The organism is Bacillus sp. HMSC036E02 (assembly GCF_001836235.1).
GTDB classification, from domain to species: Bacteria; Bacillota; Bacilli; order Bacillales; family Bacillaceae_G; genus Bacillus_A; species Bacillus_A cereus.
The window spans coordinates 1-21,838 of the sequence record NZ_KV827817.1 but is presented as its reverse complement, the minus strand read 5'-3'; the positions used below and the strand labels follow the sequence as shown (position 1 = coordinate 21,838).

The following is a 21,838-nucleotide window of genomic DNA, read 5'->3' as shown; positions in this document are numbered from 1 at the left end:
AGGTGACTGGTTGTGAGTGGAATCATTACTATTTTAGGTTTAGGAGCTGGTGAATTAGATCAGCTAACGATGGGTGTATATCGAAAAATAAAAGAAGCAGACCATCTGTTTGTTAGAACGAAAGAACATCCAGTTATAGAAGAATTGGAGAAAGAAGGCGTACAATATACGTCTTTTGATGCTGTATATGAAGCACATGATACGTTTGAAATTGTATATGAAACAATTGCGAATAAATTGCTAGAACAAGCTGAAGGTACAGAAATTATCTATGCTGTTCCCGGGCATCCACTTGTAGCAGAAAGAACAGTTCAGCTACTGTTGGAAAAAGGAGAAGTTTCAAATGTTGAAGTGCGAATTGAGGGTGGACAAAGTTTCCTTGATCCTATGTTTGCAAGTCTAAAGATTGATCCGATTGAAGGATTCCAATTACTTGATGCTACATCATTTGAAAGAGGGCAATTAGAACTGCGTCAACATTTAATCTTTTGCCAAGTATATGATGCATTCGTTGCATCTGATGTGAAATTAACATTAATGGAGATGTTACCAGATGATTATGAAGTGTATATCGTAACAGCTGCAGGAACTTCATTTGAACAAGTAAAGAAGGTACCGTTGTACATGTTAGATCATGAAACGGAATTGAATAATTTAACGAGTGTGTACGTGCCGCCAGTTCAGGAGCGTGCGTCCTTGTATCAACAGTTTGATGTTCTTAGAGAAATTATTGCGGAACTTCGTGGTCCAAATGGTTGTCCGTGGGATAAAAAGCAAACACATCAATCATTAAAGAAATATTTAATTGAGGAAGCTTATGAAGTGTTGGAAGCAATCGATGAAGAGGATGATGATCACTTAGTAGAAGAATTAGGTGATATATTATTACAAGTTATGCTTCATGCTCAAATCGGAGAAGATGAAGGTTGGTTCTCTATAGATGATATCATTCGAACTCTATCTGAGAAAATGGTTCGTCGCCATCCGCATGTGTTTGGAAATACGGATGTAAACAGCGCTGATGAAGTGATTGCAAATTGGGAAGAAATTAAAAAACAAGAAAAAGGATTCGTGAAAGAATCTGTTTTAAATGGTGTTCCCAAAAGTTTGCCGCAGTTACTACGCGCCTATGAAATTCAGAAGAAAGCTGGTAAGGTTGGATTTGATTGGGTTGATGTGCAACCGATGATAGAGAAAGCTTTGGAAGAATGGCAAGAGTTCCAACAAGAGGTTACAAATATGGATGAGAAAAAGATGCTGGGTGAGTTTGGTGATTTACTATTTGCATTTGTTAATATAGCTCGTCATTACAAAATAGATCCAGAAGAGGCGTTACGTTCAACTAATGAGAAATTTACTGGTCGTTTTTTATACATGGAGGCAAAAGTAGCTGAAATGAATAAAGAGATGAAAGATTTATCATTAGAACAGTTAGATGTTTTATGGGAAGAAGCGAAACAGACAGAGCGTTAATAGGGGGATTTGATATGCGTCTAGATAAGTTTTTAAAAGTATCACGTTTAATTAAAAGAAGAACATTAGCGAAAGAAGTAGCTGATCAAGGAAGAATATCTATTAATGGTCAAGTGGCAAAAGCAAGTTCTGATGTGAAAGTAGCTGACGAATTAACAATTCGTTTTGGTCAAAAAATAGTGACTGTGAAAATAAATGAATTAAAAGAAACAACTAAAAAAGAAGATGCAGCAAATATGTATAGCTTAGTTCGTGAAGAAAAAGTAAAAGCGGAAGAAGGCTTGTTCTAAAATCATTTATCCCCTCATACATTACTATTAGCTAGTAAAAACCTATGGGGGGATTTACGTGAATAATGGTTACTCACCTACGTCTTCTAATCAACAAAATGTTTCTGTAGAGCATGACATTATTATGCGTGGCAGGCGTATAATTGATATTACCGGTGTGAAGCAGGTAGAGAGTTTTGATAGCGAAGAGTTTTTACTAGAGACCGTAATGGGTTTTTTAACAATTCGTGGTCAAAATTTACAAATGAAAAATTTAGATGTGGAAAAAGGTATTGTGTCGATTAAAGGGAAAGTTAATGAGATGCTGTATATTGATGAAAATCAAGGGGAAAAAACTAAAGGTTTCTTTAGTAAGTTGTTTAAATGAGCTTAACAATTCAGTTGTATACAATGCTTTCAATGATTGGAATGGGTGCTTGGATTGGAGCGTCTTTAGATACATATCAACGTTTTTTAAAGCGCCAAGAACGTAAACGTTGGCTTGTATTTATACATGATATATTATTTTGGATTGTCCAAGCATTATCCGTCTTTTATGTATTGCTTCTCGTAAATGAAGCTGAGCTACGTATATATGTGTTTTTGGCATTATTATGTGGTTTTGCGGCATATCAAAGCTTACTGAAGGCACTATACATGAAGCTGTTAAATTTTCTCATCTATATTTTTATGCAAACAACATATTTTTTTGTTCGAATTATACAGCTACTCATGATAAAACCTGTTATTATTATAGCGCAGCTATTTATTGCATTTATATTATTCTTATTTCGTATACTGCTTTCAATTGGACATGTGTTATGGAAAATGGTGATTTGGATATTACTTTTCATATGGAAAGTTTTTTTCTGGCCTGTTCGATTTATTGCTTCGCTCATATGGAAACTTCTCCCTAATCGTGTTAAACTTTTTATAGTGAAACATATAGGGTTCCTGCAATATATAGCAAAATTGAAGGGACATATCTTCCAACTATGGGAGCATATAAAAAAGAAGTTAGGGGGACCTCGGAAATGAGGGAACTGAGACAAAGAACAATCGAAAAACAGAGTCCAAATCCTGTTAAAGAGCATATAATACAAACGGATGAGAACAGGAAGCGACTTTATCGCCGTTTAGCGGTTTTTCTTGTCTTTACTTTTACAATTATTGCGAGTATTGGTGTAACGTTTTATCAACAAAACAGTTCCATTAAAGCAAAAGAAGCAAAAGTTAAGGACATGAAAAAAGAACTGGATTCATTAACGAATAAAGAAAAAAGTCTAAAAGACGAAGTTCAAAAGTTAAATGATGAAGAGTACGTATTAAAGATTGCTAGAAGGGATTATTTCTTCTCTGGTAAAGGGGAGATAATTTTTCCTGTTTCTAAGTAGAGTATGTCTTATTGACACTATATTTTAGGATTATATATAATAAAGTAAAATTTGACTTTTTAACCACTAAGGAGGAGCATTTTTTTTATGTCAATCGAGGTAGGCAGCAAGTTACAGGGTAAAGTAACAGGTATTACAAATTTTGGGGCTTTTGTGGAGCTGCCAGAGGGCTTAACGGGTCTTGTTCATATTAGTGAAGTTGCTGATAACTATGTAAAAGATATTAACGATCACTTAAAAGTGGGCGACCAAGTAGAAGTAAAAGTTATTAATGTTGAAAAAGATGGAAAGATTGGTTTATCTATCAAAAAAGCGAAAGAACGTGAAAAAACAGAAGGAGATCGTCCACGCGGTGAATACCAACGCGGTGGTGATCAACAACGTTCTGGACGTCCACAACGTAATAATCGCTCTTTCAACAGAGATAATCGCGGTGGCGGTAACGACCGAGCTCCGAAAGAAACATTTGAGCAAAAGATGGCACGCTTCTTAAAAGATAGCGAAGATCGTTTAACTTCTTTAAAGCGTAACACAGAGTCTAAACGTGGTGGCCGTGGCGCGCGTCGCGGATAATAAGGACGTTTAGTTTTTAACATATAGAGAGGTACCCAGAGTGATGGCTCAGGGTGCTTTTTTATATGTTAAAAATATTTTTAAAAAAGTTTTTGAGATGTGTTGACTTTAATTAGTATCTGATGTAAGATACTAATTGTCCGTTAAATAAGACGACATGGCGGTGTAGCTCAGCTGGCTAGAGCGTACGGTTCATACCCGTGAGGTCGGGGGTTCGATCCCCTCCGCCGCTATATTTAATTTAACGGCCCGTTGGTCAAGTGGTTAAGACACCGCCCTTTCACGGCGGTAACACGGGTTCGAATCCCGTACGGGTCATCTAAAAAGATCATGCAAATTTGCATGATCTTTTTTTGTTAAATAAATTAAGATATACAACACTTCTACAAAATCATCCTATATTTTCTGAATGTTTAATTAAAATCTCAAAAATAACTTACATACCGTGTATATCTGTAGAGTTATTTCGAATAAAAAGTCGAACGATTATAAAAGTGAAAACTGTTGTTTTGACAAAAAAACCAACAATCATCTTTTATAATGACAGTAATTAAACTATGCAGGTGGTGTTAAAAATATGCCTAAAGCAGGAAGGAATACTATGAATACAAGTGCATTGGCAATGAATGAGAGTCAGCTTGGAGGAATAAAGTGGACGAGTAAGTTGCGAATGAAATTTGAGCAAGTTTTCTTTAGATGGGGATTTATTATTGTTGTTATTGGTTTTCTTTTGGGACGAGCATATATATTAACAAATATTTTACCGTTTGCACTGCCATTTTTTGCTGCTGTTTATGTTATGAAGCGGGATAAGATGCCGCTAGCATTTTTAGCTCTAATGGGAGGAGCTCTTTCGGTATCGATAGATAATTTGTTTTTTACCTTTGCATCTATCTTTACCTTCTTCATTTATAATATCTTCTTTAGTCGATTTACACGTAAAACTGTTGGACTTGTTCCATTTCAAGTATTTATCTCCGCATTAACCGCACACTTAGTTGTTGTATATTTTGCGCAACAAACTGTCACCATGTACGATTTACTCGTTAGTACCATTGAGGCTGGGCTTAGTTTCGTATTAACTATGATATTTTTACAAAGCGTCCCGCTTTTAGTGGAAAGGAAAGGAAAACAACAGGCATTAGAGACGGAAGAAATTGTTTGTTTGATTATATTACTAGCATCTGTTTTAACGGGTACAACAGATTGGTTTGTATATGATGCTTCTATTCAACATATTTTTACAAGGTATTTAGTGCTAGTATTTGCATTTATTGCAGGTGCTGCCACAGGATCCACAGTAGGGGTTGTAACAGGACTAATATTAAGTTTAGCAAATGTGTCTAGCTTGTCTCAGCTTAGCCTTCTTGCTTTCTCTGGATTGCTTGGTGGATTGTTAAAAGAAGGGAAGCGTTTAGGTGTTAGTTTAGGTTTATTAATTGGGACAAGCTTAATTACATTATATGTGGACAAACAGACAAATATTGTAACAACTTTAATTGAGTCAGGTGTAGCGATTGTTATCTTCTTATTAACACCGAAGCTTGTTTTGGATCGTATTGCTAAATTTATGCCAGGTACACAAGAGCATTCGCAAGATCAACAACAATATTTAAGAAGGATGCGTGATGTTACAGCAAATAAAATCAACCAATTTGCAAATGTATTTGCTGCTTTATCTAATAGCTTTTCTGTATATGGGTATGTAGAGGAAGAAGATAAAGAGACAGAAGCAGATTTGTTTTTGAGTACAATTACTGCGAAAACATGTCAAACATGCTTTAAAAAGGATCAATGCTGGGTAGTGAATTTTGATAAAACGTACGATTATATGAAACAAATAATGAATGAAACGGAAGAAGGAACCCTGCAACATAATCGTAAATTAGTTCGTGAGTGGGACAAGCATTGTGTGAGAGGGAAAAAAGTGACGGATTTAGTAGCGGGTGAATTAGATCACTTCTATGAGGGACAAAAATTACGAAAACAAATGAAGGAAAATCGTAGAATAGTAGCGGAGCAACTATTAGGTGTATCAAAGGTTATGGAGGATTTTGCTAAGGAGATACAACGAGAGCGTGAAAATCATCAAGTGCAGGAAGAACAGATTATGCAAGCATTCCGTGATTTTGGTGTCGAAGTAGAGCATGTTGATATTTATTGTTTAGATAGAGGAAGTATTGATATTGAAATGTTAATTCCAGTTGCATCTAATGAACATGGTGAATGTGAAAAGTTAGTTGCACCGATGCTTTCGGATATCCTTAAAGAAAATATTGTCGTTAAACATGAAGAAAAGTCTTCTTATCCAAATGGCCATAGTTTAATATCATTTGGTTCGGCGAAGACGTATTCTCTTGATACAGGATTGGCTACAGCTGCAAAAGGCGGTGGATTTGTTTCGGGTGACTCTTATGCGATGATGGATTTAAGTGTTGGTAAATATGCACTTGCAATTAGTGATGGTATGGGGAATGGGCAAAGGGCTCATATGGAAAGTAAGGAAACGGTGAAATTATTACAAAAAATACTCCAATCGGGCATTGATGAAGAAATAGCAATTAAGTCTATCAATTCAATTCTTTCTTTGAGAACGACAGAAGAGATGTTTACGACGTTAGATTTAGCTATGGTAGATTTGCGGGATGCGAGTGCAAGGTTTTTAAAGATTGGATCGACGCCGAGTTTTGTTAAACGCGCAAATAATATTTTGAAAATTGAAGCAAGTAATTTGCCGATGGGAATCATTGAAGATGTTGAAGTTGATGTGGTGGGTGAACAATTAAAAACGGGCGATATTCTTATTATGATGAGCGATGGGATTTTTGAGGGAGCACAGCATGTGGAGAATCATGAATTGTGGATGAAACGAAAAATTAAAGAATTGCAAACCGAAGACCCGCAAGAAATTGCTGATATCATTATGGAAGAAGTGATTCGCTCTTGTGATGGTTATATAAATGATGATATGACTATTGTAGTGGCAAAAGTGAAGAAAAATATGCCGAAGTGGGCTACGATTCCGATTGTAGGAATGCAGGCGCAGTAAAATGTAAGTGGAATGTTTATCTATAATTTGATTTTAAAAACCTAGGTGAATACCTAGGTTTTTTTGTGGAAAAAGGTAATGTTATTAATTTTGTGAATATACACGGAGGATGTAAGATAAAAATGTAATTTTTGTATATCTTTTTTTTGCACAATGTTTGTAAAAGTTGTACCATTGTAGACAAGGCAACTAACGTTGCTGTTCTTGTTTAATGAAAGGTGATTACGAAGTTGAAAGATACATTTGTTGAAAAAGTAGATGACTTTGTAAAGCAGCATGATGTATTAAAAAATGATTCAACAATTGTTGTGGGAGTTTCTGGTGGTCCTGACTCGTTAGCGCTTTTATATTATTTATTAGAAAAAAGAGCGGAAAAACAGTTGGAAATTGTAGTAGCTCATGTGGATCATATGTTTAGAGGTGATGAATCTCATGAGGATTTACGGTTTGTGCAGGGCCTCTGTGAAGAACTGGGAATTATTTGTGAAACGATAAGGATTAATGTATCACAATATCAACGGCAATACGGAATGAATGCACAGGTTGCTGCTAGAGAATGCAGATATGCATTTTTGGAAAGAATAATGAAGAAATATGATGCAAGATATGTTGCTCTTGGACATCATGGAGATGATCAAGTCGAGACAATTTTAATGCGTCTTGTAAGAGGGAGTACTCCGAAAGGATATGCAGGAATTGCAGTGAAGCGTCCTTTTCATAATGGGTATTTAATTAGGCCGTTACTTGGGGTAACGAAGGAAGAAATTGTTGATTACTGTAATAAGCTAAATTTAATGCCACGTATAGATCCGAGTAATAAAAAGGAAGTATATACAAGGAATCGATTACGTAAATATGTCCTTCCTCATTTGAAAGAAGAAAATCCACAAGTGCATGAGAAATTCCAAAAATTTAGCGTGCAGATGCAAGAGGATGAGGCTTATTTGCAGGAATTAGCTTTTGAGAAAATGAATAAAGTAATTACAAAAAAAAGTGATAAACAAATTAGCTTATCAATTCCTGCCTTTGAATCCATGTCTATGCCTTTACAAAGAAGAGGGATTCAACTAATATTAAACTATCTTTATGAATATAAGATTCCATCTTCTCTTTCTTCCATACATATTGACAAGGTGATTGAGTTTTTTAAGCGGACACAACCTTCAGGTTCACTTGATTTTCCAGGTGATTTGAAAATTGTTCGTACATACGAGGAGTGTAGCTTTAGATTTAAACAAGAAATTGTTTCTCCTTTTTTACAAGATTTATCAGTACCCGGGACCATTACGCTATTGAACGGGGATGAATTTGTAACAGAGGTGAGCGAAGATATACCAAGTAACATGAATGAAACAGTATTTGTTGCTAAGTATAATGATATATCATATCCACTTCGTATTCGTTCTAGGGAAAATGGAGATCGCATGTCAATACAAGGTATGAATGGCACGAAAAAGATAAAAGCTATTTTTATCGAAGCAAAAGTACCGAAAGAAAAAAGAGAAGAATGGCCGGTCGTTTGTGATGCAAGTGGGACCATTATTTGGGTACCCTTGTTGAAGCGATCTGCATTTGCAATTTCGAAAGAGATGGCAAAGAAGGATAAATATATGATTATTCACTACAAAAGCAAGGAGTCTTCCGGGAGGATAATGAAATGATGAATCAAGATATCGAAAAAGTATTAATTTCTGAAGAGCAAATACAAGAAAAGGTGCGCGAACTAGGTGCAATTGTTGCAGAGGATTATAAAAACACAGTACCTCTTGCAATTGGTGTATTAAAAGGCGCAATGCCATTCATGGCAGATTTATTAAAGAGAACAGATACATATCTTGAAATGGATTTTATGGCTGTATCTAGTTACGGTCACTCTACAGTTTCAACAGGCGAAGTGAAAATTTTAAAAGATCTTGATACTTCTGTAGAAGGTCGCGATATTTTAATCGTCGAAGATATTATTGATAGTGGTCTTACACTAAGCTACTTAGTAGACTTATTCAAATATCGTAAAGCGAAGTCTGTAAAAATTGTTACATTATTAGATAAGCCAACAGGCCGTAAGGTTGATCTGAAAGCGGATTATGTTGGATTTACTGTTCCACATGAATTTGTAGTAGGATATGGATTAGATTATAAAGAGCAGTACCGTAATCTTCCTTATGTAGGCGTATTAAAACCAAGCGTTTACTCAAATTAATTAAATATAGGCTTCACAATTGTATAGGAAAGTTTTTCTATGTTACGATTTACTATAGTGTTTATGCCGTGAGAGGAGGTTAGGAATGAATCGTATCTTCCGTAATACCATCTTTTATTTACTGATATTCTTAGTAGTAATTGGAATCGTGAGCTATTTTAATGGTTCGACACAAAAAACGACATCAGTTAGCTACGACAAATTCATTACTAAACTAGAAAGCGGTGAAGTGCGTAATGTGCAACTTCAACCGAAAAATGGTGTATTTGAGGTAAAAGGACAATTTAATAACTCTAGCCAAGGAGAACAATTTGTTACTTATGCACCAAATACTGAGGAATTACAAAAGAAAATTAATGATAAAGCGAAAGGTGCCGAAGTTAAGTATCAACCAGCAGAAGAAACAAGTGCCTGGGTAACATTCTTTACTTCAATCATTCCATTTGTCATCATCTTCATTTTATTCTTCTTCTTATTAAACCAAGCTCAAGGCGGCGGTAGCCGTGTTATGAACTTCGGGAAAAGTAAGGCGAAGTTATATAATGATGAAAAGAAAAAAGTTCGTTTCAGAGATGTTGCTGGTGCGGATGAAGAGAAACAAGAACTTGTTGAGGTAGTTGAATTCTTGAAAGACCCTCGTAAGTTCTCTGAAGTTGGTGCTCGTATTCCAAAGGGTGTCCTATTAGTTGGACCTCCAGGTACAGGTAAAACTTTATTAGCACGTGCTGTTGCAGGTGAGGCTGGCGTTCCATTCTTCTCTATCAGTGGTTCTGACTTCGTAGAGATGTTTGTGGGTGTCGGTGCATCACGTGTACGTGATTTATTTGAAAATGCAAAGAAAAATGCTCCTTGTATCATTTTCATTGATGAAATTGATGCAGTAGGGCGTCAACGTGGCGCAGGTCTTGGTGGTGGCCATGATGAGCGTGAGCAAACGTTGAACCAATTACTTGTTGAAATGGATGGATTCGGTGCAAACGAAGGTATTATTATCATCGCTGCGACAAACCGTCCTGATATTCTTGATCCAGCATTATTACGTCCAGGTCGTTTTGACCGTCAAATTACAGTAGATCGTCCAGATGTAAATGGCCGTGAAGCTGTACTGAAGGTGCATGCTCGTAATAAACCGCTTGATGAAAATATCAACTTAAGAGCAATTGCAACTCGTACGCCAGGATTCTCTGGTGCTGATCTTGAAAACTTATTAAACGAAGCTGCTTTAGTAGCTGCGCGTCAAGATAAGAAGAAAATTGATATGAGTGACATTGATGAAGCAACGGATCGCGTTATTGCAGGTCCGGCTAAGAAAAGTCGTGTTATCTCTGAAAAAGAACGTAATATCGTTGCTTTCCATGAAGCGGGTCATACTGTAATTGGTGTTGTTCTTGATGAAGCTGATGTCGTTCATAAAGTAACAATTGTCCCTCGTGGTCAAGCTGGTGGATATGCAGTAATGCTTCCGAAAGAAGATCGTTACTTCATGACAAAGCCAGAGTTACTTGATAAAATCACTGGTTTACTTGGTGGTCGAGTAGCTGAGGAGATTGTATTTGGTGAAGTGAGTACAGGTGCTCACAACGACTTCCAACGTGCGACGGGCATTGCAAGACGTATGGTTACAGAATTCGGTATGAGTGATAAGCTTGGACCAATGCAATTTGGTAGTTCGCAAGGTGGTCAAGTGTTCTTAGGAAGAGACTTCCATTCAGAGCAAAACTACAGTGATGCAATTGCACACGATATCGATGTAGAAATGCAAACGATTATGAAAGAATGTTATGCTCGTGCAAAAGACATTCTTACTGAAAATCGTGATAAGCTAGATCTTATTGCAAAAACGTTACTTGAAGTAGAAACGTTAGATGCTGAGCAAATCAATCATTTATGTGATTACGGCAGATTGCCAGAACGTCCAACATCTTCAGATGATGTGAAAGTAAACATCAACATGAAGAAAGACGATGAAGATAAGTAAGAAACGAAGGAGTGACTATCGTCACTCCTTTTTTGTTTGTTAAAACCTTTGTTAATTACTATTGAGAACTTAGTGGATAAAGTAATTTAAGTAAAACTAGTATTAAAAATTGAAATAGAGAGCAATCTTTTTGTAAAATGATGAGGATAGGAAAGCTGATTATATAAGTATGTGTGATATGATGTTTTTATAAGTTTTATACATACTGCACAAATATAGATTAAATAAGATAAGTGGTGAGAATATGATTTTTGTATTGGATGTAGGGAACACAAATGCTGTACTAGGTGTGTTTGAAGAGGGGGAACTTCGTCAGCATTGGCGCATGGAAACAGATCGTCATAAGACAGAAGATGAATATGGAATGCTTGTAAAGCAATTGCTTGAGCATGAAGGTCTTTCGTTTGAAGATGTGAAAGGTATTATTGTGTCTTCAGTCGTACCACCAATTATGTTTGCTTTAGAGCGCATGTGTGAAAAATATTTTAAAATTAAACCGCTTGTAGTAGGGCCTGGGATAAAAACAGGGCTAAATATTAAATATGAAAATCCGCGTGAAGTAGGCGCAGACCGAATTGTAAATGCAGTAGCAGGAATCCACTTATATGGAAGTCCGCTTATTATTGTTGATTTTGGTACGGCTACTACATATTGTTATATTAACGAAGAAAAGCATTATATGGGTGGAGTTATTACGCCAGGAATTATGATTTCAGCAGAGGCTTTATATAGCAGAGCAGCAAAACTTCCTCGTATCGAAATTACAAAACCAAGCAGTGTAGTTGGGAAAAATACAGTAAGTGCGATGCAATCGGGTATTCTTTATGGTTATGTTGGACAAGTGGAAGGTATTGTTAAGCGTATGAAAGAAGAAGCTAGACAAGAACCTAAAGTTATTGCAACAGGTGGATTAGCAAAATTAATTTCCGAAGAATCGAATGTAATTGATATTGTAGATCCATTTTTAACGTTAAAAGGTTTATACATGTTATATGAACGTAATGCAAATTTACAGCATGAGAAAGGTGAATAAATACGTATGAAAGATTATTTAGTAAAAGCGTTAGCGTTTGATGGAGAAGTGCGTGCGTATAGTGTACGTACAACAAATACAGTAAGTGAGGCGCAAAGACGTCATGATACATGGAGAACAGCTTCAGCGGCACTAGGGCGTTCTTTAACTGCGGGTACAATGATGGGCGCAATGTTAAAAGGTGAGCAAAAGTTAACGATTAAGGTAGAAGGTAACGGTCCGATTGGTCCTATCTTAGTAGATGCTCATGCAAATGGAGATGTACGTGGTTATGTAACGAATCCGCATGTTGATTTTGAAGGAACAGAACAAGGGAAGTTACGTGTATATCAAGCGGTAGGTACAGAGGGGTTTGTAACTGTAATTAAAGATATTGGAATGCGTGAGCCGTTTATTGGTCAATCTCCAATCGTTTCAGGAGAATTAGGAGAAGACTTTACGTATTATTTTGCAGTTTCTGAACAAACGCCTTCTTCTGTAGGTGTTGGTGTTCTTGTAAATGGAGATGATAGCATATTAGCGGCAGGTGGATTCATCCTTCAAATTATGCCGGGTGCGCAAGATGAAACGATTTCATTTATTGAAGACCGTTTACAAAAGATTCCACCTGTATCAACGTTGATTGAACAAGGACTTTCTCCGGAAGAGCTACTATATGCAGTTCTTGGAGAAGATAAAGTAAAAGTATTAGAAACAATGGATGTTCAATTTAATTGCACATGCTCACGCGAGCGTATTGAGAGTGTATTAATTAGTTTAGGTAAAACAGAGTTAGAGCAAGTTCGTGAAGAAGAGGAAGAGACAGAAGTTCACTGTCATTTCTGTAATGAACGATACAAGTTCTCTAAAGAAGATATTACAAATTTAATCGAGAATTTGTAATAAGGGAATTAAGAGGAGCAATCCTCCAAATGAATTGACAAACAGGGAATTTTCTGACAAAATCTAAATATAGATAAAACCAATAAAAATACTCGGTGTTAGGAGTGACAGGAATGCGAGTGGCACAATCAGTTTCAGAATTAATCGGGAAAACGCCGATCGTTAAGTTGAACCGCATCGTAGAATCAGACAGCGCAGATATATACTTAAAATTAGAATTTATGAATCCGGGGAGTAGCGTTAAAGATCGTATCGCATTAGCTATGATTGAAGATGCTGAAAAAAATGGATTATTAAAAGAGGGCGATACAATCATTGAGCCGACAAGTGGTAACACAGGAATTGGTTTAGCGATGGTAGCGGCTGCTAAAGGATATAATGCAATCTTAGTAATGCCAGAAACAATGAGTATTGAGCGTCGTAATTTATTACGTGCTTACGGTGCGGAATTAGTATTGACTCCAGGGCCTGAAGGAATGGGTGGAGCAATTCGTAAAGCGACTGAATTAGCAAAAGAGCATGGCTACTTTATACCACAACAGTTCAAAAACCAATCGAATCCAGAAATTCACCGTTTAACAACAGGTCCAGAAATTATTGAACAAATGGGTGACCAATTAGATGCGTTTATTGCAGGTATTGGTACAGGTGGAACGATTACTGGTGCTGGTGAAGTACTGAAGGAAGCGTATAAAGATATTAAAATTTATGCAGTAGAACCTGCAGATTCACCAGTATTATCTGGTGGGAAACCAGGTCCACATAAAATCCAAGGAATTGGGGCGGGATTTGTTCCGGAGACGTTGGATGTAGAAGTATATGATGAAATTATTCAAGTGAAAACAGAGCAAGCATTTGAATATGCGAGAAGAGTGGCTAAAGAGGAAGGTATTTTAGTTGGTATCTCTTCAGGCGCAGTTATTTATGCAGCAACAGAAGTTGCGAAAAAGTTAGGTAAAGGGAAAAAGGTACTTGTTATTATCCCGAGTAACGGTGAACGTTATTTAAGTACACCACTTTATCAATTTGAATCATAATTAAACGTGATTGAAAAAGCATCCTTGAAAAAGGGTGCTTTTTCTTTTGGGATTGGAAATAGGAAAAGAGTGAATGACTAGAAAACTTCATGTAAAATAAGAGGTAGTATAATTAAATTATTTTCACTAGCCTTCGAGTATAATCAATCTCTATATAAATAACTTATGTAGTTTGAGCTGGTTAATCTAAGAGGGTGGGATAAAAGAAGACGGGGTGTTGATATGCAACGAAGAAAATCTTTAGCGCTTTCTATTCCATATCAGTTAGATTTCTTTAAGCAATATAAATTTCTTTCTCAGGGTAAATCGCAACATATTTTGTTAGAAAGCGGCCGTGGCGGTCGTTATAACATTGTAGGGCTGAACCCAGTAGCGGTAATCCGAGGGAAGGATGAAACGTTACATATAAGTGAAAGTGGTAAGGAAACAATAAAACGAGGGAATCCGTTAGATTTAATGCAAGAATATATGGAACAATGGAAGACGGACTATAACCCAGAGTATCCGCCTTTTCAAGGTGGTGCAATTGGCTATTTCAGTTATGACTGTATCCGTTATATTGAAAAGCTGCCTTCTCTTGCGGAAGATGATATTAATATACCTGACATCTTCTTTTTATTATTTGATGACGTATTTGTCTATGATCAAAAAGAACAAGTGTTATGGGTTATTACGCATTATGTAGATAAATATGAAGAGGCAAAAGAACGGCTAAATGAGTGGAAGAGTCTTTGGATGACAGAAGCGCCTGAAGTGACTGTGCCCTTTGAAAGTCCTGAAAAGAAAAGTGAAGCAGTTGCTTTTACTGAAGCCGGCTTTATGAAGGCAGTTGAATGTATTCAAGAATATATTGGGGCGGGTGATGTGTTCCAAGTAAACTTGTCGACGAGACAAGAAAGAACGTTACAGACACACCCACTAGAAATTTATACAAGTCTTCGTGAAATTAATCCATCTCCATATATGGGTTACCTGGAGCTTGGGGATTTTCAAATTGTTAGTGGATCGCCAGAGTTGTTAATTAAGAAACAAGGAACTGAAGTAAGTACAAGACCAATTGCTGGAACGAGATCTAGAGGCGCGGATGAGCAAGAGGATGAAGAATTAGCAAGAGAATTAATTGAGAACGAAAAAGAAAGAGCAGAGCATGTAATGCTTGTGGATTTAGAAAGAAATGATTTAGGACGTGTTTGTAAATATGGCACTGTAGAAGTAGATGAATTTATGGTAATTGAGAAATACTCACATGTTATGCATATTGTTTCTAATGTGCGTGGTGAGGTGGAAGAAGATAAAGATGCTTTTGATTTAGTGAAGGCTGTATTCCCTGGGGGAACAATTACTGGTGCCCCGAAAATACGTACGATGGAAATTATTGAGGAATTAGAACCTGTTCGAAGAGGGATTTATACAGGTTCAATCGGTTGGATTGGTTATTCTGGAGATACAGAATTGAATATTGTAATTAGAACACTTCTTGCTAAAGATGGAAAAGCTCATGTACAAGCAGGGGCGGGAATTGTAATTGATTCAAATCCAGAAAATGAATATAAAGAGTCGTTAAAAAAGGCGATTGCTTTATGGCGTGCAAAAGAACGTAGCGAAGAAACGGTTAGGTGAGAGAAATGATATTAATGATTGATAATTATGATTCTTTTACATTTAATTTAGTGCAGTTTCTTGGAGAACTTGGACAAGAGCTCGTTGTTAAACGTAACGATGAAGTGACCATTTCAGATATTGAGAATATGAAACCAGATTTTCTAATGATTTCTCCAGGTCCATGTAGTCCTAATGAAGCGGGGATTAGTATGGAAGTTATTAAATACTTTGCTGGAAAGATTCCGATTTTTGGAGTTTGTCTAGGGCATCAATCCATTGCACAAGTGTTTGGTGGAGAGGTTGTCCGTGCAGAACGATTAATGCATGGGAAAACGTCGCTTATGCATCATGATGGAAAGACGATTTTTTCGGATATTCCTAATCCGTTTACTGCGACGCGCTATCATTCCCTTATTGTTAAGAAAGAGACGTTACCCGATTGCTTAGAGGTAACATCTTGGACAGAGGAAGGAGAAATTATGGCACTTCGTCATAAGACATTGCCGATAGAGGGTGTGCAATTCCATCCGGAATCTATTATGACTTCTCATGGGAAAGAGTTGTTACAGAATTTCATTTGTAAATACAGTCCAAGTGCAACATTATGTTAATTTACGTAAATGGTCAGTATGTAGAAGCAAGTGAAGCGAAAATTTCTCCTTATGATCATGGTTATTTATATGGTCTTGGAGTTTTTGAAACGTTTCGTATTTATAATGGTCATCCTTTTTTATTGGATGATCATTATGACCGTTTAATAGAAGCGCTGGATACATTGCAAATTAAATGGACAATGACAAAAAATGACGTGATGCTTATTTTGAAAGATTTACTTGCTAAGAATGAATTGAAGCATGCATATGTACGTTTTAATGTATCAGCGGGTATAGATGAAATAGGATTACAAACGGAAATGTATGAAGAGCCTTCGGTTATTGTTTTTATAAAACCTTTAACAGCTCCAGGAGATGTAGTGGAAAAAGAAGGTGTTATTCTAAAACAAGTGCGAAATACACCGGAAGGAACATTTCGTCTGAAGTCTCATCATTATTTAAATAATATTTTAGGGAAGCGTGAAATTGGAAATGTTGTGAGTAAGGAAGGTATTTTTCTTACTGAAGCAGGTTATGTTGCAGAGGGTATTGTTTCCAATCTATTTTTTGTGAAAGGTGATGTTTTATATACACCTTCGTTAGAGACAGGGATTTTAAATGGTATCACTCGTGCGTTTATTATAAAGAGTGCTGAAGAATTAAATATAGAAGTAAAGGAAGGTTTCTTTACAAAAGATGAGCTACTTTCAGCGGCTGAAGTCTTCGTAACAAACTCCATTCAAGAAATTGTTCCGCTTTATCGTATAGAAGCGCAGGATTTCCCGGGTAAAGTAGGAGTGGTTACAAAAAGTTTAATGTACCTTTATGGAATGCAAAGAGAGAAATTATGGAGCAGAAATGAATTACGAAGAGGAGATGTGTAGTTTGAAGTGGGATTATGATTTACGCTGCGGCGAATATACATTGAATTTAAATGAAAAGACATTAATTATGGGGATTTTAAATGTAACACCAGATTCGTTTTCTGATGGTGGGAGTTACAAGGAGGTAGATGCTGCGGTACGTCACGCAAAAGAAATGCAAGGTGAAGGTGCTCATATTATTGATATTGGTGGCGAATCTACTCGCCCGGGTTTTGCTAAAGTATCGGTAGAAGAAGAAATAAAGCGAGTTGTCCCGATGATTCAAGCAGTTTCAAGAGAAGTAAAATTGCCTATATCTATCGATACATATAAAGCTGAAGTTGCAAAACAAGCAATTGAGGCTGGTGCTCATATTATTAATGATATTTGGGGAGCGAAGGCGGAGCCGAAAATTGCTGAAGTCGCAGCTCATTACGATGTACCCATCATTTTAATGCATAACCGCGATAACATGAATTATCGTAATTTAATGGCGGATATGATTGCTGATTTGTATGACAGTATTAAAATTGCTAAAAATGCTGGTGTGCGAGATGAGAATATTATTTTAGATCCAGGTATCGGTTTTGCTAAAACACCTGAGCAGAACTTAGAGGCGATGCGTAATTTAGAACAGTTAAATGTGCTAGGTTATCCGGTTCTCTTAGGTACTTCGAGAAAGTCCTTTATTGGGCACGTATTAGATTTGCCAGTAGAGGAACGCCTTGAGGGAACGGGAGCTACTGTTTGTCTTGGTATTGAAAAGGGCTGTGAGTTTGTTCGTGTCCATGATGTGAAAGAAATGGCGCGTATGGCTAAAATGATGGATGCGATGATTGGTAAGGGGGTAAGGTAATTGGATAAAATTTATATCCATGATATGGAGTTTTATGGTTATCATGGCGTGTTCCCAGAGGAGAATAAATTAGGTCAGAGATTTAAAGTTGACTTAACGGTGGAGTTGGATTTAAAGCGTGCAGGGGAAAGTGATGACTTAGAGCATTCGGTCAATTATGGAGAGCTTTTCGAATTATGTAGAAAAGTTGTTGAGGATAGAAAGTATAAGCTTGTGGAGAGTATCGCTGAAAATATTGCTGCAGATATATTAAAACAATATGAAAGTATTTCGCGCTGTACAATTAAGGTAATTAAGCCGGATCCACCGATACCGGGTCATTATCGTGCTGTAGCAGTAGAAATTACGAGAGAACGTCCATGAACAATATAGCTTACATTGCATTAGGGTCAAATATTGGAGAGCGTTATACGTATCTAACCGAAGCGATTCAGTTTTTAAATAAAAATCCTTATATTCAGGTTGATGATATTTCATCTGTATATGAAACTGAGCCAGTTGGCTATACTGACCAAAGTTGCTTTTTAAATTTAGTTATAAAAATTTCTACCAATTTATCACCACAAGAATTATTGAAAGTAACACAAAAAGTAGAAAATGACCTAGGAAGAAAAAGGGAAATTAGGTGGGGGCCGAGGACTATCGACCTTGACATTTTACTTTATAATCAAGAGAATATTGAAGCAGAGAATCTTATTGTTCCGCATCCGCGGATGTTTGAAAGAGCTTTTGTTATCGTTCCGTTGTTAGAAATTAATCAAGATATAAAACAAAACATTTCATGTTCACAAGTAGAAGAAATGAAAAGGCGAGAGGGAGTAACGGTATGGAAGCAGAAAAATGGGGAAGACGCATTCGTGCTTTTCGAAAGCTAAAAGGTTACACACAAGAAGGTTTTGCTAAAGCACTAGGGGTATCTGTATCTGTTTTAGGTGAGGTTGAGAGAGGGAATAGATCGCCTTCTCAAGATTTTGTAGTAGAAGTTGCTAAGGCATTAAATGTTTCGATAGAGGAATTAATGCCAAAGTGATTGTACAGGAAGGAGTAGATTGATTGTTAAAGATTGCAAATATCGAGATGAAAAATCCGGTTGTACTAGCACCGATGGCGGGAGTGTGTAACTCTGCATTCCGTTTAACAGTAAAAGAATTTGGTGCCGGCTTAGTTTGTGCTGAAATGGTAAGTGATAAGGCAATATTACTTAATAATAAAAGAACATTAGATATGTTATATATCGACGAGAGAGAAAAGCCATTAAGTTTACAAATTTTTGGTGGAGAGAAAGAAACTCTTGTAGATGCTGCGAAATATGTAGATAAATATACGACAGCAGACATAATTGATATTAATATGGGTTGTCCAGTGCCGAAAATCGTTAAATGTGATGCTGGAGCAAGGTGGCTTTTAGACCCGAATAAAATATATGAAATGGTAGCAGCGGTTGTAGATGCTGTTGAAAAGCCGGTTACAGTTAAAATGCGTATCGGTTGGGATGAAGAACATATTTTCGCAATAGAAAATGCTAGGGCTGTTGAGCGTGCTGGTGGCCAAGCTGTGGCGGTTCACGGACGTACACGAGTGCAAATGTATGAAGGAAAAGCGGATTGGGATATTATTAAACAAGTAAAACAATCTGTAAATATCCCGGTTATCGGAAATGGTGATGTCGCAACGCCGCAAGATGCAAAGCGTATGCTTGATGAAATTGGTGTAGATGGTGTTATGATTGGTCGTGCTGCTCTTGGAGATCCGTGGATGATTTATCGTACGGTAAAGTATTTGGAGACAGGTGAATTAATGCCGGAACCAACAGTGCGCGAGAAAATTGATGTATGTATGTTGCATCTAGATCGTCTTATCGACTTAAAGAATGAAAGTGTCGCTGTAAGAGAGATGAGAAAACATGCAGCTTGGTATTTAAAAGGTGTTCGTGGTAATGCGAGTGTACGTAATGGTATTAATGCTTGTAACACACGGGAAGACCTTGCGAATGTGTTAGGTACATTTGTAGAAGAAGTGGAAGCGAAACAACAAACAATTTACGTTGGTTAATAATGGACATAGGAGATTGACATTCTTCTATACACTTCCTATAATTACGTGAAAGAAAGAAGAGCTGCCAGTTAGTTGCTGGCAGTTTTTCTAGTTGAGTAGAAAATGCTATACTGTATATATTGTAAAATTAAATAGAGCTGGAGTGATATCAATATCATGGATAACATGAACCACGAAGAATTAAACGACCAATTGATTGTTCGTCGTGAAAAGCTACATAATTTACGTGAACAAGGAATTGACCCGTTCGGTAAAAGATTTGAACGCACAAATTCAACAACTGACTTAGTGAGTCTATATGGAGAGTTCTCTAAAGAGGAATTAGAGGAGAAGGAAATCGCTGTTTCTATCGCTGGTCGTATTATGACAAAACGCGGAAAAGGGAAAGCTGGATTTGCACATGTTCAAGATTTACATGGACAAGTTCAAATTTATGTTCGTAAAGATGCTGTTGGAGATGACGAGTATGAATTATTTAAAACAGCAGATTTAGGTGATTTAGTAGGTATTGAAGGTAAAGTGTTCAAAACAAACGTTGGAGAACTTTCAGTAAAAGCAACAGGCTTTACGCTATTAACGAAATCTCTTCGTCCATTACCAGATAAATACCATGGATTAAAAGATGTTGAACAACGCTACCGTCAACGTTACTTAGACTTAATTACAAGTATGGAAAGTCGTGAAACGTTCGTTACTCGTAGTAAAATCATTCGTGAGATGAGAAGGTACCTAGATGACAACGGTTATCTTGAAGTGGAAACACCTATGATGCATGCAATTGCAGGTGGAGCTTCTGCGCGTCCTTTCACTACACACCATAATGCGTTAGATATGGAATTATATATGCGTATCGCAATTGAGCTACATTTAAAGCGTCTTATTGTGGGTGGTTTAGAAAAAGTATATGAGATCGGCCGTGTATTCCGTAATGAGGGTGTATCAACTCGTCATAACCCTGAGTTTACGATGATTGAATTATATGAAGCATACGCTGATTATAAAGATATTATGAAGTTAACAGAAGATATGGTTGCTCATATCGCGAAAAAAGTACTGGGTACAACAACAATCCAGTATGGTGATTATGAAATTAATCTAGAACCAGAATGGACACGTCTTCATATGGTAGATGCGATTAAGCAATACTCTGGAGCTGATTTCTGGAATCCGATGAGTGTAGAAGAAGCGCGTGAACTTGCAAAAGAACATAATGTCGAAATTAAAGATACAATGGAAGTTGGTCATATTATAAATGAATTCTTCGAACAAAAAGTAGAAGATAAATTAATCCAACCAACATTTATTTACGGTCATCCGGTAGAAATCTCGCCGCTTGCGAAAAAGAATGATGAAGATCCAAGATTTACAGATCGTTTCGAATTATTTATCGTTGCGCGTGAACATGCAAATGCATTCACTGAGTTAAATGATCCAATCGATCAAAAAGAACGTTTTGAAGCGCAATTAAAAGAGCGCGAACAAGGTAATGACGAAGCTCACATGATGGATGACGATTATATTGAAGCTCTTGAGTACGGTATGCCTCCTACGGGTGGATTAGGAATCGGTATTGATCGTCTAGTTATGTTATTAACAAATGCACCATCTATTCGTGATGTATTATTATTCCCTGCTATGCGCCATAAACAAGACTAAGCTTTGGAGATTTCTCCAAAGCTTTTTTTATTTGAGCATGATTTGCGTGGGTATAGTAAATCTTGATAGTGCGAGAAATTATATTTATATAGAAGAAATGTGCTGTTTTTATACTTTTTTACTAAGTTAAAAATTTTATTAGAAAAACTATTGCATTTTAATAATCAAACTGGTATATTTATATTCGTTGCCACGAAAGGTAACAAACAAAACAAACGAAAAACAACTTATTGAAAAAAGTTGTTGACGAAAATATAACGAAATGTTATATTGATAAAGTCGCTTCTGAGCGACAAAGTAGTTCTTTGAAAACTGAACGAAACAA

Annotated in this window: 22 protein-coding genes and 2 tRNA genes; all 24 read left to right on the top strand. The window is 36.7% G+C overall.

What is annotated here, in order from left to right:
* Positions 1-12: 12 nt before the first annotated feature.
* The 24 genes from yabN (at position 13) to lysS (ending at position 21,513) form a co-directional block, all read left to right on the top strand.
* Positions 13-1,473, top strand: coding sequence for a bifunctional methyltransferase/pyrophosphohydrolase YabN (gene yabN, locus HMPREF2590_RS08095; protein ID WP_000014241.1), 1,461 nt, complete (start codon positions 13-15; stop codon positions 1,471-1,473).
* 14 nt (positions 1,474-1,487) lie between these two features.
* The gene (locus tag HMPREF2590_RS08090) at positions 1,488-1,763 is read left to right on the top strand and encodes an RNA-binding S4 domain-containing protein (RefSeq protein ID WP_001234876.1); all 276 of its coding nucleotides are present in this window, start codon (positions 1,488-1,490) and stop codon (positions 1,761-1,763) included.
* Between the two features lie 58 nt (positions 1,764-1,821).
* Entirely contained in the window at positions 1,822-2,130 is a 309-nt protein-coding gene (yabP, locus tag HMPREF2590_RS08085; protein ID WP_001059104.1) for a sporulation protein YabP, read from the top strand.
* Positions 2,127-2,780: a spore cortex biosynthesis protein YabQ gene (gene yabQ, locus HMPREF2590_RS08080; RefSeq protein WP_000059777.1), complete on the top strand. Its 654-nt coding sequence runs from the start codon at positions 2,127-2,129 to the stop codon at positions 2,778-2,780. Before yabP ends, yabQ begins: the two co-directional genes overlap by 4 nt.
* Positions 2,777-3,136 (top strand): cell division protein DivIC, encoded by a 360-nt coding sequence (divIC, locus tag HMPREF2590_RS08075; protein WP_001208738.1) that lies wholly within the window; start codon positions 2,777-2,779, stop codon positions 3,134-3,136. Before yabQ ends, divIC begins: the two co-directional genes overlap by 4 nt.
* Before the next feature lie 87 nt (positions 3,137-3,223).
* Positions 3,224-3,709, top strand: a complete 486-nt coding sequence (locus HMPREF2590_RS08070) for a S1 domain-containing RNA-binding protein (protein WP_000021451.1) — start codon at positions 3,224-3,226, stop codon at positions 3,707-3,709.
* A gap of 159 nt (positions 3,710-3,868) precedes the next feature.
* Positions 3,869-3,942, top strand: a tRNA-Met gene (locus HMPREF2590_RS08065).
* 13 nt (positions 3,943-3,955) lie between these two features.
* Positions 3,956-4,027, top strand: a tRNA-Glu gene (locus HMPREF2590_RS08060).
* 259 nt (positions 4,028-4,286) lie between these two features.
* Positions 4,287-6,758 carry a stage II sporulation protein E gene (spoIIE, locus tag HMPREF2590_RS08055; RefSeq protein WP_001123552.1) on the top strand — a complete coding sequence of 824 codons (2,472 nt, stop codon included), beginning with the start codon at positions 4,287-4,289 and terminating at the stop codon, positions 6,756-6,758.
* Positions 6,759-6,988: 230 nt separating this feature from the next.
* Positions 6,989-8,419 (top strand): tRNA lysidine(34) synthetase TilS, encoded by a 1,431-nt coding sequence (tilS, locus tag HMPREF2590_RS08050; protein WP_000655460.1) that lies wholly within the window; start codon positions 6,989-6,991, stop codon positions 8,417-8,419.
* A complete protein-coding gene (gene hpt / locus HMPREF2590_RS08045; RefSeq protein WP_000981844.1) occupies positions 8,416-8,958 on the top strand; it encodes a hypoxanthine phosphoribosyltransferase in 543 nt (180 codons plus the stop codon). The genes tilS and hpt overlap by 4 nt, the downstream gene beginning before the upstream one ends.
* A gap of 85 nt (positions 8,959-9,043) precedes the next feature.
* A complete protein-coding gene (gene ftsH / locus HMPREF2590_RS08040) occupies positions 9,044-10,936 on the top strand; it encodes an ATP-dependent zinc metalloprotease FtsH (RefSeq protein WP_001079671.1) in 1,893 nt (630 codons plus the stop codon).
* 244 nt (positions 10,937-11,180) lie between these two features.
* Positions 11,181-11,969 carry a type III pantothenate kinase gene (locus HMPREF2590_RS08035; RefSeq protein WP_000578368.1) on the top strand — a complete coding sequence of 263 codons (789 nt, stop codon included), beginning with the start codon at positions 11,181-11,183 and terminating at the stop codon, positions 11,967-11,969.
* 6 nt (positions 11,970-11,975) lie between these two features.
* Entirely contained in the window at positions 11,976-12,851 is an 876-nt protein-coding gene (gene hslO, locus HMPREF2590_RS08030; protein ID WP_000656372.1) for a redox-regulated molecular chaperone HslO, read from the top strand.
* Positions 12,852-12,964: 113 nt separating this feature from the next.
* The gene (cysK, locus tag HMPREF2590_RS08025) at positions 12,965-13,888 is read left to right on the top strand and encodes a cysteine synthase A (RefSeq protein WP_001261719.1); all 924 of its coding nucleotides are present in this window, start codon (positions 12,965-12,967) and stop codon (positions 13,886-13,888) included.
* A gap of 222 nt (positions 13,889-14,110) precedes the next feature.
* Positions 14,111-15,508 (top strand): aminodeoxychorismate synthase component I, encoded by a 1,398-nt coding sequence (pabB, locus tag HMPREF2590_RS08020; protein ID WP_001189719.1) that lies wholly within the window; start codon positions 14,111-14,113, stop codon positions 15,506-15,508.
* Positions 15,509-15,513: 5 nt separating this feature from the next.
* A complete protein-coding gene (pabA, locus tag HMPREF2590_RS08015; RefSeq protein ID WP_000602296.1) occupies positions 15,514-16,101 on the top strand; it encodes an aminodeoxychorismate/anthranilate synthase component II in 588 nt (195 codons plus the stop codon).
* Complete coding sequence (gene pabC, locus HMPREF2590_RS08010; protein ID WP_000909871.1) at positions 16,095-16,967, top strand: aminodeoxychorismate lyase; 873 nt, start codon at positions 16,095-16,097, stop codon at positions 16,965-16,967. The genes pabA and pabC overlap by 7 nt, the downstream gene beginning before the upstream one ends.
* Positions 16,942-17,802 carry a dihydropteroate synthase gene (folP, locus tag HMPREF2590_RS08005; protein WP_002097868.1) on the top strand — a complete coding sequence of 287 codons (861 nt, stop codon included), beginning with the start codon at positions 16,942-16,944 and terminating at the stop codon, positions 17,800-17,802. Before pabC ends, folP begins: the two co-directional genes overlap by 26 nt.
* Complete coding sequence (gene folB, locus HMPREF2590_RS08000) at positions 17,803-18,165, top strand: dihydroneopterin aldolase (protein ID WP_000358062.1); 363 nt, start codon at positions 17,803-17,805, stop codon at positions 18,163-18,165.
* Positions 18,162-18,677, top strand: coding sequence for a 2-amino-4-hydroxy-6-hydroxymethyldihydropteridine diphosphokinase (gene folK, locus HMPREF2590_RS07995; RefSeq protein ID WP_001059447.1), 516 nt, complete (start codon positions 18,162-18,164; stop codon positions 18,675-18,677). Before folB ends, folK begins: the two co-directional genes overlap by 4 nt.
* A complete protein-coding gene (locus HMPREF2590_RS07990) occupies positions 18,629-18,832 on the top strand; it encodes a helix-turn-helix domain-containing protein (RefSeq protein WP_000387024.1) in 204 nt (67 codons plus the stop codon). The genes folK and HMPREF2590_RS07990 overlap by 49 nt, the downstream gene beginning before the upstream one ends.
* Before the next feature lie 23 nt (positions 18,833-18,855).
* Positions 18,856-19,854 (top strand): tRNA dihydrouridine synthase DusB, encoded by a 999-nt coding sequence (dusB, locus tag HMPREF2590_RS07985; protein WP_000912251.1) that lies wholly within the window; start codon positions 18,856-18,858, stop codon positions 19,852-19,854.
* A 159-nt stretch (positions 19,855-20,013) separates the two neighbouring features.
* Positions 20,014-21,513 (top strand): lysine--tRNA ligase, encoded by a 1,500-nt coding sequence (lysS, locus tag HMPREF2590_RS07980; protein WP_000369668.1) that lies wholly within the window; start codon positions 20,014-20,016, stop codon positions 21,511-21,513.
* Positions 21,514-21,838: the final 325 nt, after the last annotated feature.